This window comes from Thermomonospora catenispora (assembly GCF_006363815.1).
GTDB classification, from domain to species: domain Bacteria; phylum Actinomycetota; class Actinomycetes; order Streptosporangiales; family Streptosporangiaceae; genus Thermomonospora; species Thermomonospora catenispora.
Genome location: NZ_RRYT01000033.1, coordinates 1 through 16968, shown reverse-complemented (window position 1 = coordinate 16968; position 16968 = coordinate 1). Strand labels below are relative to the sequence as shown.

The 16968-nt window shown below is 73.0% G+C and carries 16 protein-coding genes; 8 read left to right on the top strand and 8 right to left on the bottom strand.

Going from position 1 to position 16968, the window contains the following annotated elements; translation table 11 throughout:
- Positions 1–117 precede the first annotated feature (117 nt).
- Both EIO00_RS20245 and EIO00_RS20240 read left to right on the top strand, forming a co-directional pair.
- Positions 118–1140 carry a Vgb family protein gene (locus EIO00_RS20245; protein ID WP_140181348.1) on the top strand — a complete coding sequence of 341 codons (1023 nt, stop codon included), beginning with the start codon at positions 118–120 and terminating at the stop codon, positions 1138–1140.
- Between the two features lie 142 nt (positions 1141–1282).
- Positions 1283–2179 carry an oxygenase MpaB family protein gene (locus tag EIO00_RS20240; RefSeq protein WP_161602759.1) on the top strand — a complete coding sequence of 299 codons (897 nt, stop codon included), beginning with the start codon at positions 1283–1285 and terminating at the stop codon, positions 2177–2179.
- Between the two features lie 247 nt (positions 2180–2426).
- Here EIO00_RS20240 and EIO00_RS20235 read toward each other — a convergent pair whose 3' ends face one another.
- On the bottom strand, positions 2427–3065 hold the full coding sequence (locus EIO00_RS20235; protein ID WP_140181344.1) for a GNAT family N-acetyltransferase: 639 nt from the start codon (positions 3063–3065) through the stop codon (positions 2427–2429).
- Between the two features lie 317 nt (positions 3066–3382).
- On the opposite strand from EIO00_RS20235, the gene EIO00_RS20230 reads away from it, so the two are divergent.
- The 4 genes from EIO00_RS20230 (at position 3383) to EIO00_RS20215 (ending at position 7126) form a co-directional block, all read left to right on the top strand.
- Positions 3383–4081, top strand: coding sequence for a hypothetical protein (locus tag EIO00_RS20230; protein WP_140181342.1), 699 nt, complete (start codon positions 3383–3385; stop codon positions 4079–4081).
- 444 nt (positions 4082–4525) lie between these two features.
- The gene (locus EIO00_RS20225) at positions 4526–5128 is read left to right on the top strand and encodes a DUF1989 domain-containing protein (RefSeq protein WP_140181340.1); all 603 of its coding nucleotides are present in this window, start codon (positions 4526–4528) and stop codon (positions 5126–5128) included.
- A gap of 19 nt (positions 5129–5147) precedes the next feature.
- Positions 5148–6260 (top strand): oxidoreductase, encoded by a 1113-nt coding sequence (locus tag EIO00_RS20220; RefSeq protein WP_140181338.1) that lies wholly within the window; start codon positions 5148–5150, stop codon positions 6258–6260.
- A complete protein-coding gene (locus tag EIO00_RS20215; RefSeq protein WP_140181336.1) occupies positions 6260–7126 on the top strand; it encodes a polysaccharide deacetylase family protein in 867 nt (288 codons plus the stop codon). The genes EIO00_RS20220 and EIO00_RS20215 overlap by 1 nt, the downstream gene beginning before the upstream one ends.
- Positions 7127–7147: 21 nt before the next feature.
- On the opposite strand, the gene EIO00_RS20210 is transcribed toward EIO00_RS20215, so the two are convergent.
- On the bottom strand, positions 7148–8704 hold the full coding sequence (locus tag EIO00_RS20210; RefSeq protein ID WP_206664211.1) for a PucR family transcriptional regulator: 1557 nt from the start codon (positions 8702–8704) through the stop codon (positions 7148–7150).
- 94 nt (positions 8705–8798) lie between these two features.
- Between EIO00_RS20210 and EIO00_RS20205 the strand changes: the two genes are divergently transcribed.
- Together EIO00_RS20205 and EIO00_RS20200 are read left to right on the top strand one after the other, a co-directional pair.
- Positions 8799–10196, top strand: a complete 1398-nt coding sequence (locus EIO00_RS20205) for a purine-cytosine permease family protein (RefSeq protein WP_140181334.1) — start codon at positions 8799–8801, stop codon at positions 10194–10196.
- Positions 10193–11179, top strand: a complete 987-nt coding sequence (locus tag EIO00_RS20200) for an asparaginase (RefSeq protein ID WP_140181332.1) — start codon at positions 10193–10195, stop codon at positions 11177–11179. The genes EIO00_RS20205 and EIO00_RS20200 overlap by 4 nt, the downstream gene beginning before the upstream one ends.
- 115 nt (positions 11180–11294) lie before the next feature.
- Here EIO00_RS20200 and EIO00_RS20195 read toward each other — a convergent pair whose 3' ends face one another.
- The 6 genes from EIO00_RS20195 to EIO00_RS20170 all read right to left on the bottom strand — a co-directional run.
- The gene (locus EIO00_RS20195; protein WP_140181330.1) at positions 11295–12068 is read right to left on the bottom strand and encodes an SGNH/GDSL hydrolase family protein; all 774 of its coding nucleotides are present in this window, start codon (positions 12066–12068) and stop codon (positions 11295–11297) included.
- 196 nt (positions 12069–12264) lie between these two features.
- A complete protein-coding gene (locus EIO00_RS20190) occupies positions 12265–12825 on the bottom strand; it encodes a hypothetical protein (protein WP_140181328.1) in 561 nt (186 codons plus the stop codon).
- 141 nt (positions 12826–12966) lie between these two features.
- On the bottom strand, positions 12967–14844 hold the full coding sequence (locus tag EIO00_RS20185; protein ID WP_140181326.1) for an ABC transporter ATP-binding protein: 1878 nt from the start codon (positions 14842–14844) through the stop codon (positions 12967–12969).
- A gap of 139 nt (positions 14845–14983) precedes the next feature.
- Entirely contained in the window at positions 14984–15163 is a 180-nt protein-coding gene (locus EIO00_RS20180) for a hypothetical protein (protein WP_140181324.1), read from the bottom strand.
- A gap of 210 nt (positions 15164–15373) precedes the next feature.
- On the bottom strand, positions 15374–15601 hold the full coding sequence (locus EIO00_RS20175; RefSeq protein WP_140181322.1) for a hypothetical protein: 228 nt from the start codon (positions 15599–15601) through the stop codon (positions 15374–15376).
- 529 nt (positions 15602–16130) lie between these two features.
- On the bottom strand, positions 16131–16968 hold an 838-nt coding region (locus EIO00_RS20170), incomplete at its 5' end, for a WD40 repeat domain-containing protein (RefSeq protein ID WP_140181320.1).

Genomic DNA, 16968 nt, shown 5'->3' with positions numbered 1-16968 from the left:
CTGACGCGGCCGCGGGCGCGGCCCGAAACCCGCACGACACCGGTGTCCGGCCCGCGGCGGGGCCGGCCGGCTCTGAGCGCACGACCGGGAAAGCGCACGACCGTGAAAGGAGACCGCATGCCCGCTTCCCCCGTCTCGATGCGGCGTTTCCCCGTGGGCGATGCGCAGGCGGGACCCTATGCGATCACGACCGGTCCGGACGGGGCGTTGTGGTTCACGCTCGTCCATGCGGGACGGATCGGGCGGCTGTCCCTCGACGGGAGGGTCGAGTCGCACCGGCTCGACCGCGCGGACTGCGGGCCGTCGTCGATCGTGCCGGGGCCCGACGGGGCGTTGTGGTTCACCCGCAGCCGTGACCATCGGATCGGGCGCATCACCGTCGACGGGGAAGCGTCCTCGTTCGCCGTTCCGGAGGGCGGCCCGTTCGGGATCGCGTGCGGCGGGGACGGCGCGCTGTGGTTCACCCAGATGCACACCGACCGGATCGGGCGCATCACCGTCGACGGCCGGGTGAGCGAGCATCCGCTGCCGCTCGGCGGCGCCTTCCCGTCGATGATCACGGCCGGTCCGGACGGGGCGCTGTGGTTCACCCAGATGCACACCGACCGGATCGGGCGCATCACCGTCGACGGCCGGGTGAGCGAGCATCCGCTGCCGCGCGGCGGCGCCTGCCCGTCGATGATCGCGGCCGGTCCGGACGGGGCGCTGTGGTTCACCCTCAACCGGGCGAACGCCATCGGCCGGATCGACCTCGGCGGGGAGGTGGAGATCCATCCGCTTCCGAGCGAGGGCGCCGCACCCGTCGGGATCGCGTGCGGCGGGGACGGCGCGGTGTGGTTCACCGAGATCGGCGCCGGCCGGATCGGGCGCATCACCGTGGACGGGAGCATCGAGGAGTTCCCGCTCGCCGATCCGGCCTGCCGGCCGCATGCGCTCGTGGCCGGTGCGGCGGGCGGCTGCTGGTTCACCGCATGGGCGACCGGTCGCGTCGGGTTCATCGCCCCTGACGGCCGGGTCCGGGAGCATGACCTTCCGTCGCGTTCCTGTGAGCCGCACGGCATCACCGTCGGGCCCGACGGGGCCTGCTATGTGGCCTTGGAGATCGGCGAGATCGTGCGTCTGGAGGCCGATCCGGGCTGAACCCGGCAGGGCGCCGGGGGAGAGCGGCGCGAGGAGCACGGAGGGCGGCGGGGTCGCGGCGTCCGCCCGGCGGAGAGAAGCGTGATGGGTGCTACATGAGACAAGGCTTGCTCCTTGTCTCATGCGGTGTAAGCATGCGCTTATGACGCTGCGCGATGCGATCGACAAGTCCTACTGGTCCCTGCTGGCCTCCGCCCACCTGCCGGGAGAGCAGTACACCGAGCCGGTGGGCGACCCCGGCTACTTCGGCCCCGGCTCGGCCATCTGGTACGTCCACGGCGACGTGTCCGGAGTGCTGGGCGGCGTCTCCGGCCTGCTCCTGGGCACCCTGAACGAGCCGGTCACGCACGGCACCAACCGGCACTCCGACTACCTGCAGGACCCCATCCGGCGACTCGGGTTCACCGCCAGCTTCGTGATGGGCGTGACCTACGGCTCCACCCCGGTCGCCGACAAGCTCTGCGCCACCGTCCGCGCGATGCACAAGCGCGTACAGGGCACCATGCCCGACGGCCGCCCGTACTCGGCCACCCGGTCCGAGGACATCATCTGGACCGGCGTCACCCAGGCCTACTCGGCCCTGCGCGCCCACGTCCGCTACCACCCCAGGCCGCTGCGCGGCAAGGACCTGGACCGCTACCTCGCCGACTACGCCGTCATCAACGAACGGCTGGGCGCCGACCCCGCCCGGATCCCCAGGACCCGCGAGGAGGTCCGGGAGTACTTCGCGATGATGCGCCCCCGCCTGACCGTCAGCGAGGAGACGCTGGAGGCGGTGCGCTTCCTGCGCGGCGCCTACGGCAACGACCCGGCCGCGCGGGTCGGCAGCCAGATCATCAGCCGGGTCGCCACCGACCTGTTGCCCCCGTGGGCCAAGCGGCTGCTGGGGCTCCACCCCCGCACCCCCGTCGGCCCCCTGGCGGCCCGCGCCGCCGGCATCGCCATCACCCGCGTCCTCCGCTCCGGCGTCCGCTGGCGTCCGATCGAGGAGGCCCACGCTAGGGTCGGCGCCCCCTACACCCCGCCCACGGCCCTGTGAGGAGCACTCCCGGCACCACAGGCGACACCGCGCAGGCGACACCGCAGGCGACTCCGCACGCGACCACGTGCGACCCCGCGCGAGACCGCAGGCGATGGCGCGTGCTCTGCGTCGCCGTCCGTGCACGCCGGTGCGGGGATCGTGCACGCCGCCGTGGGACCCGGATCGCCGTCGCGCCCCGCATCCGGCCGGCGGTGACGACCGGGCCCGTCGCGTTCGGGGCCGATGCCGGGTGAGGGCGGCCCGGTCAGGGGGACCAGACCATCGTCTGCTGGTGGAGGCGCCTGCCTTCGTGGCGGATGCCGGCGACGACCGGGGTCGGGCCGTGCTTGACGAAGCCCATGCGTTCGAAGAAGCGGACGGCGCGGGTGTTCTCCACCAGGGTCTGCAGATGGCATCCGGGGGAGCCGGTCTCGCGGAGCCGGTCCTGCCAGGCCCGCATCAGACCGTCCGCCGCGCCCGTCCCGCGGGCCTCGGGGGCGACGTTGATGTGCAGGTGCGCGGGCCAGCGCGGGTCGGTGAAGCCCGAGGCGGTCGGCCGCCGGCGGATCGCCGCCCACGCCGTGTCGAGAAGGGTGCGGGCGAAGAAGGCCACCGGGCCGGGGCGCAGCAGCAGCCGGTGCTTGCGGACGGCCTGTTCCAGCAGCTTGTCCTCGCGGGGGAACGCCGCGGTGTCCAGGCATCCGGTCAGGTAGCCGACCATCGCGCCGTCGCGCACGGCGATGAACAGCGACTCCGGCTCCAGCTCCATGTAGGGGTACAGGTAGACCTCCGCCTCAGACTCCGGATGCCCCCACAGGGAGGCGGTGGGGGCGCCCTCGCCCGCCCGTTCGAACAGCTCCCGCAGCTCTTCGCGATCGGCTTCGGTGAACGTCCGGATCTCCATCGCCTCTCCCATCGTCCGGGCCGGAGGAGCGGCGCGCCCGGCGCTCGCCGGGGCGCCGCCGCGATGGGATCAGGCTAGGGAAGAACGCGGGGATCGGCCCGTTGTCACGGGATCGCCGCCGCGGAGACCGCGGGAGTCCGCGAGAAGCCGCGAGAGGCCATGAGAGGCCATGAGAGGCCGTGAGAGGCCGTGAGGGGTCGTGAGAGGTCGCGGGGGGTCGCAGGCGTTCCGGCCGGGGCGGCGCCGGGGCGGGACGCCGAACCGGAAGGCGGCACCCGGCTCCCGGCCATCGATATGCCGGATTTACCCTCGTCGGCGTGACGGATTCGCTGATCATCCCCCGCCGGTTCAACGGGCCGCCGGACTCGGGGAACGGGGGCTATGTGACGGGGCGGCTGGCGGTGCGGCTCGCCGGGCCGCAGGGCGTGGCCGAGGGCGTGACCGTGGTGCTGCGCAACCCGATCCCGCTGGATGCGCCGCTGCAGGTGACCGTCTCCGAGGGGCGGTTGCGGCTGCAGGAGGGCGAACGGCTGCTGGCCGAGGCGATGCCCGGCGAGGTCGAGGCCGCGCCGATCCCGCCCGTGCCGTATGAGACGGCGGTCGCGGCGACGGCCGGATACCCGGGCCGGAGCGGGGACACCCCGTTCGCGCAATGCTTCGTGTGCGGGCCCGCCCGCACGGACGGGCTGGGACTGGCGCCGGGCCCGGTGGGCGAGCACACGGTGGCGACCCCGTGGACGCCGGGTGCGTCGCCGGAGCCGGGGCCCGAGATCGTCGGCGCGGCGCTGGACTGCCCGGGCGGCTGGGCCACCGACCTGCTGACGCGTCCTTCGCTGCTGGGCACGATGACGGTCCGGGTGGTCGCGGTGCCCGAGGCGGGGGAACGCTGCGTCGTGCTGGGGCGGCTGCTGCGGCGCGAGGGACGCAAGACGTTCACCGCCAGCACCGCCTATGGAGAGGACGGGCGGCTGCTGGGGCAGGCCGACCAGATCTGGATCGAGCTCTCCTCAGGATGAGCCGGGCCTCACCGGGCCGGAGCGCGCCGTCCCGGTGGGGCTTCTCCTCGTCGTCCCCCGATCGCGTCGTCCTCCCGAGCGCGGTCGGGGCGTTCCGGTGCGTCCGAGGCGCGGGCGCGCGTGTCGGTGGGCGGCACCGTCGTGAGGGAGGGCCGCGGGCCGTCGGGGCGTTCTGGGCGGCGTCCGTGTCCGGCGGCCGGTCGTGCTCTGGCCGGACGGCCGGCCGAGCCCTCCGCCGAAGAGGCGTTTTGCTCTCCTTCCGCGTCGTCGCATCGTCTGTCGTTCCGTGTTCTCGCCTTCGCCGCGGGCGTTGCGGCCCGTGGGCGGCGCGCGATCGAACCGCAAGGACACCCCTCCGGGTGTGGAGAAACCTCCATGTGACGCCGCTGAACGTGGAGGAAGCTCCATCGCCACTGTGGCGTCGCCGGTGTTGTGCTGGACGGCATGGAGCTGAAGACGCACCGGACGGTGGTGCCCGCCCGGGAGGGGCGGGCGGTGCGGGTGGCCGCCGGGCGGCGGGTGCGGGTGGTCGACCTGGAGGGCGGACAGGTGGGCGACCTGTTCGCCTTCGCGGACGGCGACGCCGCCGAGCACCTGTCGGCCTCCCACACCCGGGCCGTGACGAGCCGGCTGTTCCCCCGGGTGGGCGAGGCGTTCGTGACCAATCGGCGGCGGCCGATCCTCACCCTGGTCGAGGACACCTCCCCGGGTGAGCACGACATGCTCATCGCCGCCTGCGACCCCGCCCGGTACGCGGCGCTCGGGGCGGCCCCCGGCCACGCCTCCTGCGCCGAGAACCTCGACCGGGCGCTGGCCGGGCTGGGGATGGCCGTCGCGGTCACGCCCCAGCCGGTGAACGTGTTCATGCGGATCCCGGTGACGGACTCGGGCCGGCTGGAGTGGCTGCCCGCCGCGAGCCGCGCGGGGGACTCCATCACCTTCGAGGCCGCCATGGACTGCGTGGTGGTGGTCTCGGCCTGCCCGCAGGACCTGGTCGGCATCAACGACGGCGGCCCCTCGCCGCTGGCCATCGACGTACTGCAGTGAGGAAGGAAGACGACGCGAGATGACCACAGCGCTGGATCCGGGCCGGATCGGTGAGCTGGAGCTGCCCAACCGGCTGGTGGTGGCGCCGATGACACGGGTGTCGGCGCTGCCCGACGGGACGCCGACCGAGGAGATGGCCGAGTACTACGCCGAGTACGCCGAGGGCGGGTTCGGCCTGATCGTCACCGAGGGCACCTACACCGACACCGCCTACAGCCAGGGCTACCTCAACCAGCCCGGCATCGTGAACGAAGGACACGTCCAGGGCTGGCGGGAGGTGACCCGCCGGGTGCACGAGGCCGGCGGGCGGATCGTCCTGCAGCTGATGCACGCGGGCGCGCTGTCGCAGGGCAACCGCTACACCCCGCAGACCGCCGGGCCGTCGGCGGTGCGTCCGCGCGGGGAGATGATGCCCGCCTACGGCGGGCACGGGCCGTGGCCGGTGCCGCGGGAGATGAGCGCCGTGGACATCAAGGAGGCCGTCACCGGCTTCGTCACCGCGGCGGCGAACGCGCGTCAGGCCGGGTTCGACGGCGTGGAGGTGCACGGCGCCAACGGCTATCTGCTGGACCAGTTCCTCACCGACTACACCAACCGGCGGGAGGACGCCTACGGCGGGCCGGTCGCCAACCGGATCAGGCTGACCGCCGAGGTGGTCGCGGCGATCCGGACCGAGGTGGGCGAGGACTGGACGGTCGGGGTGCGGCTGTCGCAGACCAAGGTGAACGACTTCGAGTACCGCTGGCCGGGCCGCAACCACGACGCGGAGATCATCTTCTCCGCGCTGGCCGCCGCGGGCGCCTCCTATCTGCACATCGCCAGCGAGGGCCGGGACTGGCTGGAGACGGCGCAGCTGGACGGCGGCGTCACCGTCACCGGGCTGGCCCGCCGGGTCGGCGGCGTCCCGGTGATCGCCAACGGCGGCATGCACGACCCGCAGCGCGCCGCGCAGGTCCTGGGCGACGGGCACGCCGACTTCCTGTCCCTGGGGCACGGCGCGTTGGCCAACCCCGATCTGCCGCGCCGGCTGGCCGCCGGGCAGCCGCTCCGGTCGTTCGACCGCGAGATGCTGGAGCCGTTCGTCACCCTCGACAACGCCCGCCGCTGGCGGCTCATGACACGGGACGAGTAATGAACGACACCTGGCACGGCGGCGCGGCGGCGGTGGTCGCGCTGACCTTCGACGTGGACGCCGAGACGCCGATCCTCGCCCACGGCGGCCGGTACGGTCGGCACGCCGGCACGATGTCGCACCAGTCCTACGGCCCGGACGTGGGGTTGCCCCGCATCCTGGACCTGCTGGAGGAGATGGAGGTGCCGGCGACGTTCTTCGTGCCGGGCTGGGTGGCCGAGCATCGGCCCGGCCTGGCCGCCTCGATCGTCGAACGCGGTCATGAGGTGGCGCACCACTCCTACTCCCACCGGCCGCCCACGTCGCTGACCCCGCAGGAGGAGCGGGCCGATTTCGAGCGCGCCCTGGAGGTCTTCCAGGCCCAGGGCATCGAGATCGTCGGGCATCGGGCGGCGCTGTGGGAGGCCACCTGGCTGACCACGGAGCTGGTCGCCGAGTACGGCCTGCGCTACGACTCCTCCCTGATGGGGGACGACCGCCCGTACCGGGTGCCCACCGCCGCCGGCGAGGTGATCGAGCTGCCGGTGCACTGGTCGCTGGACGACTGGGAGCAGTACGCCTACCTTCCCGAGCCGCACATCGGGTCCGTCATCGAGTCTCCGGCCAAGGTGCTGGAGCTGTGGCGGGCCGAGCTGGACGGCATGCGGCACTACCGCTGCCTGTTCAACCTGTGCGCGCACCCGTTCCTGTCCGGTCGTCCGGGCCGTGCCCGGGCGCTGCGGTCCTTCATCGAGTACGCCCGCGAGTGCGGCGACGTCTCCTTCGCCCGCTGCCGTGACATCGCCGCGGCGGCCGCGGCCGACCAGGGGATCGCCTCCCGGCCGCATCGGCCGCCCGCGGTCGATCCGGCCGTCCACCCCGACTGACGTCCGCCGCCCTGGAGGCCGTCACAGCAGGTCGGCGGCCTCCAGGGCGAGGAAGAGGTCGACCCGGTCGGGGGTGCGGTTGACGTCGCGGCCGGTGAGGTCGGCGATCTTGGCCAGGCGGTTGCGCAGGGTGTTGACGTGCACGTGGAGGGCCGCGGCGGTGGCGGCCCAGTGACCGTCGTGGTCCAGGTAGGCGCGGAGGGTCTTCTCCAGGTCGCCGCCTCGGGCGGCGTCGTGGTCGCGGATGGGGGTCAGCACGGTGTCGATGAGGACGCGCAGGGTGTCGGGGTTGTGCGTGCTCAGCAGCAGCCGGTAGGTGCCCAGATCGGCGTAGGCGCGGACGGTGGGGCCGGCGGCGGTGCGGCGCAGGGTGCGGCAGACCTCGCGGGAGCGCACGAGGGGTTCGCGGAGGGAGGCCGAGCCGTGGGCGGTGCCGCCCAGGCCGATGACCGGGCGGCGGTCGGCGAACCGGTCGCCGATGGCGGCGGCGAGCCGTTCGGCCAGCGGGTGCTCGGGGCCGCGTCCGGACAGCACGGCCACCACGTCCTGGGATCCCGCGGTCACCACGGCGGGGACGCCTTCGGCGGCGAAGAACTCGCCCACCACTTCGGCCAGCCCCGGCAGCGTCGCCTCCGCCCCGGCGAACGCCACCGCCCACACCGCCAGCGGCCCGTCGGGGTCCACGCCGAACGCGCGGAGCCGTCCGGGGACCTCGGCCGCCCGGGCGCCGCCCGACAGCACCATCTCCAGCAGCTCGCTGGCGAAGCGCATCTCGATCGCCTGCACCGCCTGCTGTTTGGCGACCTCCAGGCTGAGGAAGCGGGCGGCCTGCTCCAACGCGCCCTGTTCGGTGGTGGACAGCTCGTGCACCGGGCGCAGGCACACCAGCGCGGCGTCCACGTCTCCCACCGCGCCCACCAGGAACAACGCGGCGCGACCGGCGGATCCCAGGTCCAGTTCCAGCGGCGGGGGGTGGTGGGCCAGCCCGGCGGCCACCGCGCGCAGCGCGTCCGGGCCCAGGTCGGCTCCGGCGGCGGCCAGCAGCCGGCCCATCCGGTCGACCACCGCCAGCGGCAGTTCGTGTTCCCGGCGGAGCACCTGGAGGACGCCGGACGCGCCCGCGCCCCGGGAGATGGCGGTGGCCAGCGCGTCCCCGCGCCGCACCATGCCGACCAGGGCGGACTGACGCTCCTCGGTGTAGAGGGCGGCGACCTTCTCGGAGATCGCGGTGAACGGGACGGCGGGGGAGATCTCCAGCAGCGGCACCCGGGCGGTGCGGCACGCCTCGATGAGGGCGGGCGGGGTGGCGGGGGTCTCCTGGCGGAGCCCGAAGACGATGCCCGCGGCGTCGGCGCGGCGGACGTTCGCCACGAACTCCTCGGGGGAGACCCGGTCGGCCCACAGCCCGTTGGTCAGCACCAGTTCCCGCCGCCGCACATAGCGCGAGGGATCGGGCAGCTCGGTGTTGTGGACCCAGGCGACCGGCTCGTCCAGCGCCCCCTCCGGTCCGGGCACCAGCAGCCGCAGCTCCAGCGCCGGGTCCTCCAGCAGCGTCCGCACCGTGAACACCTTGTGCATTCAACCAGAAAGACCTCGGATCAGTGGATGATCCTCCACTTCAGTGCGGCTCGGGCCGCTGCTTGTGTGGTGCGCATCACGGACGGAGGAAGCCATGTCCACGACCACACGCTTCGACGAGCACGGCATCGAGCCGATCCCGGCGGCCTCCCGGGACTCCACCCCCTGGCAGCAGTTCTGGATCTGGTCGGGGGCCAACATCGCCCCGATCAACTGGGTGCTCGGCGCCCTGGGCGTCACGCTGGGACTGAGCCTGGTAGAGACCCTGATCGTGGTGGCCCTGGGCAACCTGGTCGGCTGCGCGATCTTCGGCCTGTTCAACGTGATGGGCCACCGCACCGGCGTCAACCAGATGGTGCTGGCCCGCGGGCCGTTCGGGCGGCGCGGCGCGCTCGTCCCCGGCATCGTGCAGGGGCTGCTCACCATGGGCTGGGTCGGGGTCAACACCTGGGTGGTGCTCGACCTGGTCATCGAGATCTGCGCGCAGCTGGGCGTGCACGGCGGCACCGGGCTGAAGTACCTGGTCGCCGCGGTGATCATGGCGGTCCAGCTCGGCCTGGCGCTCTACGGCTTCTACGCGATCCGCACCTTCGAGAAGTGGACCGTTCCGGCCACCGTGGCGGTGATGGCGGTGATGACGGTGCTGGCACTCGGCCAGGCCGAACCGGACTGGACCGCCGCCACCGCCGAGGGCCCGGCCGAGAAGTTCACCGCCGTCACCCAGCTCCTCACCGCGATCGGCATCGGCTGGGGCATCAGCTGGCTGCCGTACTCGGCCGACTACAGCCGCTTCGTGCGCCCCGACGCCTCGGACCGCACCGTGTTCTGGGCCACCGCGCTGGGGATGTACGTGCCCACGGTGTGGCTGGCGGCGCTGGGCGCCTGCCTGGCCAGCGCCGGCACCGGCAGCGACCCCTCCAGCCTGGTGACCGGGACGTTCGGGGTGATGGCGCTGCCGGTGCTGCTGCTGATCATGCACGGGCCGGTGGCCACCAACATCCTCAACCTGTACTCGTGCTCGCTGGCCGCCCTGTCGGTGGGCGTCCGGATCGAGCGGTGGAAGCTGACCGCGATCGCCGGGGCGGTGGCCTCGGCGGTGCTGGCGGTGTTCGTGCAGGCCGACAGCTTCGCCCAGGCGTTCGACCACTGGATGGTGTCGATCCTGGTGTGGATCAGCCCGTGGGCGGCGATCGTCCTGGTGCACTTCTTCGTCCTCGAGCGCGGCCGGATCGACGTCGCCGAGCTCTACCGGGACGGCGACGAGGTGCACCGCCCGGCGATGATCGGGCTGGGGCTCGGGCTGGTCGCCGGATGGGCCTGGCAGTACGGCATGGTGCCCGCCCTGCAGGGGCCGATCGCGCGGGCCCTGGGCGACACCGACTTCTCCTGGCTGTCGGGGGGCCTGGTCGCGGGCGGGCTGTACTACCTGCTGGCGACCCGGGCCCGGGCCCGGGTGCGGGCGGGACGCGCGGCGGAGCCGGTGGTGCGATGATCGACGTCGTGACCGATGCGCGGGTCAGCGTGCTGACCACCGGAGGAACGATCGCCTCCCGTCCCGCCCCCGAGGGCGGGGTGCGGGTGGCCGTGCCGGGCGGGGAACTGGCCGCCTCCGTCGGGGCCGCCCGGGTGCGGGAGGTCATGCTGGCCCACAGCTTCAACCTCGCCCCGGCCGACGCGGTGCGCATCGCCTCCGCCGTCCTGGCCGAGCTGGCCGATCCCGCCGTGGACGGGGTGGTCGTCACGCACGGCACCGACACCATGGAGGAGACCGCCTACCTGGTGGACCTGGTGCTCGACGACGACCGGCCGGTGGTCTTCACCGGCGCCCAGCGGCACGCCTCCGCCCCCGACGCGGACGGCCCCGGCAACCTCGCCGACGCCGTGCGGGTGGCCGCCACCCCGCAGAGCAGGTCGCTGGGGTCGCTCATCGTGATGGGCGGGACGATCCACGCCGCCCGGCACGCGACCAAGGCCCACACGCTCGCCCCGGCCGCGTTCGCCTCCCCCGGGCACGGCCCGGTGGGACGGGTGAACGGGGAGGAGGTGGAGGTGACCGCGCCCGCGCACCGCCCGCCGGGCTTCGCCCTGGAGGAGCTGGGCGGGCTGGAGGCCCGGGTGGACATCGTCCCGGTCTATCTGGGCGCCGACGGGGTGCAGATCGCCGCCTGCCGCGCCGCGGGGGCACAAGGCCTGGTGCTGCAGGCCCTCGGCGCCGGCAACCCCACCCCCGGCGTGCTGCGCGAGGTGCGCGTCTGCACGGCCGAGGGGATCCCCGTGCTGGTCGCCTCGCGCTGCTTCGACGGCCCGAGCGCGCCGGTGTACGGGGCGGGCGGCGGCGCCGATCTGGCCGAGGCCGGCGCCGTCTTCGCCGGGCCCCTCCGGGCGCCCAAGGCCCGGCTGCTGCTGGCGGCCGCGCTGTCCGCCGAGCCGGATGCGGCCGCCGCGCTCCGCCGCATCGCCCCCCACCTGCGCTGACCCCTCATCCGCGCCGGAACGTGGAACGGCCTGGCCGCGGGCGTCCGCGGCCAGGCCGGGTCATGCGGCCCGTGGCGGGCCGAGTCGCAGAGGGGGGACGTCGTGGGCCGGAGCGTCACGCCCCGGCGGCGGCGGTGAGGAGGGGCAGGTAACCCTGGGCGTGACCGGTGGCGGTCGGGTGGACGTTGCCCGGGTCGATCCACTCCTGGGAGGCGCAGATGCCGTGGCCGGCGAAGGCCGGGCGGGCGTCGGCGAAGGTGAACCCGGCGTCGCGGGCGGCGGCCGCGATCACGTTGTTGAGGGTGTCGGCGCCGTCCTTGAGCAGCTGCCGCTTGGTGGAGTTCATCTCCAGGCAGATGCCGCCGGTCTCATACAGGTACGGGTAGCCCAGCACGACGACCTTGGCGCGCGGAGCGCGGTTGCGGATCTCCTGGTAGAGCGACGCCAGCTCGCCGGGGAGCCGCCCCTCGACGTACTCGCGGCCGTCCTCGATCGCCCGCCGGCAGGCCGAGGTCGTCAGGTACTTGCAGTTCAGCATGGTCGAGGCGAACCCCGCGTCGTTGCCGCCGATGCTGATGCTGACCAGCTCGGTGTTGGCGGTGAGCGCCGACAGCTGCCGGGAGCGCACGTCGGGGATCTTGGCGCCGCCGCAGGCCACGAACTTGAACGAGCCGGGACGGTTGGCCGCCGCCCACAGCGCCGGATAGGCGTTGGCGCTCCTGGTGCAGAGCAGGTCGATGTAGTTCCCGGCTCCGGTGCCGGAGGAGTAGGAGTCGCCGAGGGCGACGTATTCGGTGACCGCGGCCTGCGACACGCCGCTGGGGACGAGGGTGAGAGCGGCGGTGGCGAGCGCCCCCAGGGCCGCGGACACGACACGGGACAAACGCATGGAATCCTCCATGGGGGGTGGGATCGCCCGCAATTATTACCGCGTGATAGAGACGCGAAAAGAGATGCGCATTGGGAGTGTCTCCCGGCCGTCGGCGGCCGGACGGTGAACCGTCACAGTCGGCGCCGCCCGAACTGCGACGATTTGCTTTCCTGGAAATCGCTGAGCGCGTTCTGCGGGATTCGCCGGCGGGGTTTCATGCGATGTCGAAGGGACCGTCGGCCATGCGGCGCAGTCGTTCGGCGACGGAGCGGACCTGCTCGACGCCGGGGCGTTCGTGGCTGATCGCGGCGGCCAGGGCGCGCAGTTCGTCGGGCGGCAGCAGGATCTGCCGCCGGTCGGGATCGCGCAGCCACAGCCGGATCGGCCGCCCGCCCGGCTCCACGGCGGTCAGCCGGGGCAGCGGCACGGGGATGCCCGACGGCGAGAGGGATTCGATGGTGACGCGGGCCTTGCTCAGGTCGCATCGCCGTGAGCCGTGCAGCCGCCGCTGGATGAGCACGGTGCCCTCCAGCCAGTACCTCTTCCGATAGGCCCGGGAGCCGAAGTCGTAGAGCGCGTACAGGCCCAGCAGCCCGGTGGCCGAGGAGAGGACCGCCACGAGCGGCATGGGGTCGAACAATACGAACGCGATGGCCGTCATGAGCAGGAAGAGAGGCAGTCCCACCAGGCACATCAGGGCGAAACTGATCCAGGTGAGCGGACCCGGCCCGGTGGTGAGCCGCGTCCTCGCCGGAGGATCGCTGAGATCGTTCACCGTGTTCCCCGCCGCGACGGTTCCGTGAATCGGGTACGGAAAACCTATAGGGCAAGAGGCCTCGGGCATTCCTCCCGCTGACCGATTCCGGCATCCCGGCCGGGGCGATGGAATGTGCGCCGGGTCGGGACGCCGGAGGCGTCAGGCGGCGGCGGGGGCGGACCGGTCGAACTGGGTGTCGTGCAGCTCCTTGTAGCGTCCGCCGGCGGCCAGCAGCTCCTCGTGGGTGCCGCGCTCGACGATCCGGCCGCCCTCGACCACCAGGATCTGGTCGGCGGTGCGGATCGTGGACAGGCGATGCGCGATCACGATCGCGGTCCGGCCCCGCAGCGCCTCGGTCAGCGCCTCCTGCACGGCGGCCTCGGAGGTGGTGTCCAGATGCGCGGTGGCCTCGTCCAGGATCACCACCCGGGGCCGGGCCAGCAGGATCCGGGCGATGGTGAGCCGCTGCCGCTCCCCGCCCGACAGCCGGTAGCCGCGTTCCCCGACGACGGTGTCCAGGCCGTCCGGCAGCAACGCCACCAGCTCGGCGAGACGGGCGCGGCGCAGCGCCTCCCACAGCTCCTCCTCAGTGGCCTCGGGCCGCGCCAGCAGCAGGTTCTCCCGGATCGTGTCGTGGAACAGGTGGCCGTCCTGGGTGACCATCCCGACCGTGTCGCGGATCGACTCCAGCGTCAGGTCCCGCACGTCCACCCCCGACAGCCGCACCGCTCCTGAGTCTGCGTCGTACAGCCGGGGGATGAGCTGCGCGATCGTCGACTTGCCCGCACCGGAGGAGCCCACCAGAGCCACCATCTGCCCCGGTTCGGCGCGGAACGACACCTCGTGCAGCACCTGCTCCCCGCCCCGGGTGTCGAGCACGGCGACCTCCTCCAGGGAGGCCAGGGAGACCCGGTCGGCGGACGGGTAGGCGAAGTCCACCCGGTCGAACTCCACCGACACCGGGCCGTCCGGCACCGGGCGGGCGTCCGACCGCTCGGCGATCAGCGGCTCCAGGTCCAGCACCTCGAAGACCCGCTCGAAGCTCACCAGCGCGCTCATCACCTCCACCCGGGCGGTGGCCAGCGCGGTCAGCGGCGCGTACAGGCGGGTCAGCAGCAGCGCCAGCGCCACCACCGCGCCGGCGTCCAGCCGTCCGTGCAGCGAGTGCAGTCCCCCCAGCCCGTACACCACGGCCAGGGCCAGCGACGACACCAGCGTCAGCGCGGTGATGAAGGAGGTCTGCACCATCGCGGTGCGGACCCCGATGTCGGCGACCCGCCCGGCCCGGGCGGCGAACTCGGCGGACTCGCGTTCGGGCCGGCCGAACAGCTTGATCAGGGTGGCTCCGGGGGCGGAGAAGCGCTCGGTCATCCGGTCGCTCATCGCGGCGTTGTGCGCGGCGGCCTCCCGCTCCAGCCGGGCCAGCCGCCGGCCCATCAGCCGGGCGGGCACGATGAACACCGGCAGCATCAGCAGCGCCAGCAGCGTGATCTGCCACGACAGGCGGACCATCACCGCCAGCGTGAGGGCCAGCGTCACCAGGTTGCCCACCACCTGCGACAGCGTGGAGCTGAACGCCCGCTGCGCCCCGATCACGTCGTTGCCCAGCCGGCTGACCAGCGCGCCGGTGCGGGTGCGGGTGAAGAACGCGATCGGCATCCGCTGCACGTGGTCGTACACGGCGGTGCGCAGATCCAGGATCAGGCCCTCGCCGATCCGCGCCGACAGCCACCGGTTGACCAGCCCCAGCCCGGCCTCCGCGACGGCCAGCGCGGCGATCAGCACCGCCAGCCCGACGACCAGGCCGGCGTCCTCGCCCGCGACGATCGCGTTCACCACCCGCCCGGCCAGCACCGGGGTCGCCACCCCCAGCACCGCGATCACGGTGCTGAGCAGCAGGAAGGCCGCGAGCCTGGAGCGGTGTCCGCGGACGAACCCCCCGATGCGGCGCAGCGTCCTCCAGGAGAACGGCCGGTTCGCCTCCTCGGCCGTCACCGTGTTGCGCAGCGAACGCCACGCGACCATCTCCATGCTCATGGGCCACTCCGTCGACATCGAGCCGCTCCGGCGTGGCCCAGCATGCGTCCTCAACCATGGTTGAGGTCAACTCGTGTGCGGGGAGCGGGACGCTCCCGCCCCCGGTCGCGTCCTGCTTCAGGCGCCTTTCACGCGCCCGTCAGGCGCCGCCCCACCATTCGTAGCCGGGGCTTTTGCGCTCGCAGTACCGGTCGGGGACCTGGGTGCCGGTGGCGCTCCGCCGGCATATCGGCTCGTCGCTCGTATGCGTGCACGCGGTCAGCGTCCCGCAGACCATCGCCAGCGCCGCCGCCGTCGCGACCAGAGGGCCTTTGGGCATCCGCCGTTTCCTTCTCCCCGTCTCTTCACCGTCCTTACCTTTTGTCGCCGGGGTGGACGGGATCGGTTCGGCGTCGGCCGGCGCCGTGAGGCCGCGGCGGACCGTGCCGCGCGGCGAACGCCGCGCGGCCGTCCTCATGCCCGTGAGCCGCCGCGGCGACGTCGAGGATCCGGCCCTCTCGGGGGCGGCCGCCCGAGGCCGGCCGCCTCGTCAGTACTTCTGCTTGTACCCCTTCTGGTGCTTGGCCTTGTTCTTCTTCTTGCTCTTGCCGCCGCCCTCCCACTCGTAACCGGGGACGTTCTGCTCGCAGTAGCGGTCGGCGACCCTGGTGTCGGTGGCGTCGTGCTCGCACCATCGACCGCCGGACGACGAGCAGGCGGTCACCGTTCCGGTCAGCGCCAACACCGCCGCCATCGCGGCCAGACGGCCCTTGGGCATCTGTTGTCCCCTTCTCCTGCATCCCTGCCGTCCCGGCGGGTCATCGCCGGGACGGACCACGACATGATCGGCTCGGCCAGCATCGGGAAGCACGATGGGTCGCATCCCGGCCCGGCCGGGGCCGAACGTGACGACCCCCTTCAGACGGGCAGAAAGACCGCGCCGTTCCCTGGGAGCGCCGTATTCCTTGCCGCGTTCCTTGCCGCGTTCCTCGCAGGATGCCGATCGTATGGCGGCTCATATGGCGGCGAGGGCGAGAGGGCTTGAGCGGTCCCTCTTTCCGCCCCGTCTCTCCGTGAAGGGGGTTTTCCACAAGCTGTGGATATCGCGGGCGGCGATGCGATGACCCACGGTGACGGGGACGGGAGGGCATATGCGGTGGGTGACGAAGTCTCCGAATGCGGTCACAGACTGTGGATAACCTCCGGGCATTCTGCACGGTTGTCCACATGTGATGTGGAGAACGGGCGGTGCGGCCGGGTTCGCGGCGGCGAACGGGGCCGTGCCCCGCCGGGCCGGCGGACCGTCCTCAGTCTCTCAGCTGCCAGAGCTGAACGGTCTTGTCCTGGCCGGCGGTGGCGAGGGAGGCGCCGTCGGGGCTGAACGCCACCGAGAAGACCCACTTCTGATGCCCGATGAGAGTGGTGATGAGCGCCCCGGTCGCGATGTCCCACAACCGCACGGCGCCGTCATGACCCGCGGTGGCGAGGGTGGTGCCGTCGGGGCTGAACGCCACCGAGTGGACCCAGTCCCGATGCCCGGCCAACGTGGCCAAGAGCTCGCCGGTCCGGACGTTCCAGAGCCTGGCGGTCCTGTCGCCGCCCCCGGTGGCGAGGATGGCGCCGTTGGGGTTGAACGCCGCAGAGAAGACCCAATGCTGATGCCCGGTGAACGTGGTGATGAGCCCTCCGGGCCGCACGGACCACAGCTTCGCGGTGCCGTCCTCGCTCGTGGTGACCAGGGCGGCGCCGTCGGGACTGAACGCCACCGAACGGATGGAGTCCTTGTGCGCGGTGAAGGAGGCGAGGACCTTGCCGATCCTGCCGCCCCACAGCCTCCTCGTCCTGATGGCCCACAGCCGCACCACGCCGTCGTGACCGGCGGTGGCGAGGGTGGCGCTGTCCGCGCCGAACGCCACCGAGCCGACCGAACGCCGATGCCCGGTCAAGGTGGTGATGAGCGTCCCGGACGCGGTGTCCCACAGCCGCACGGTCCTGTCGTGGCTGGCGGTGGCGAGGATGGTGCCGTCCGGGCTGAACGCCACCGAGAGCACCCGCTCCCGATGCCCGGTGAAGGTGGTGATGAGATCGCCGGTCTTGGCGTTCCACAGCTTTGCGGTGCCGTCGTACCCGGCGGTGGCGAGGGAG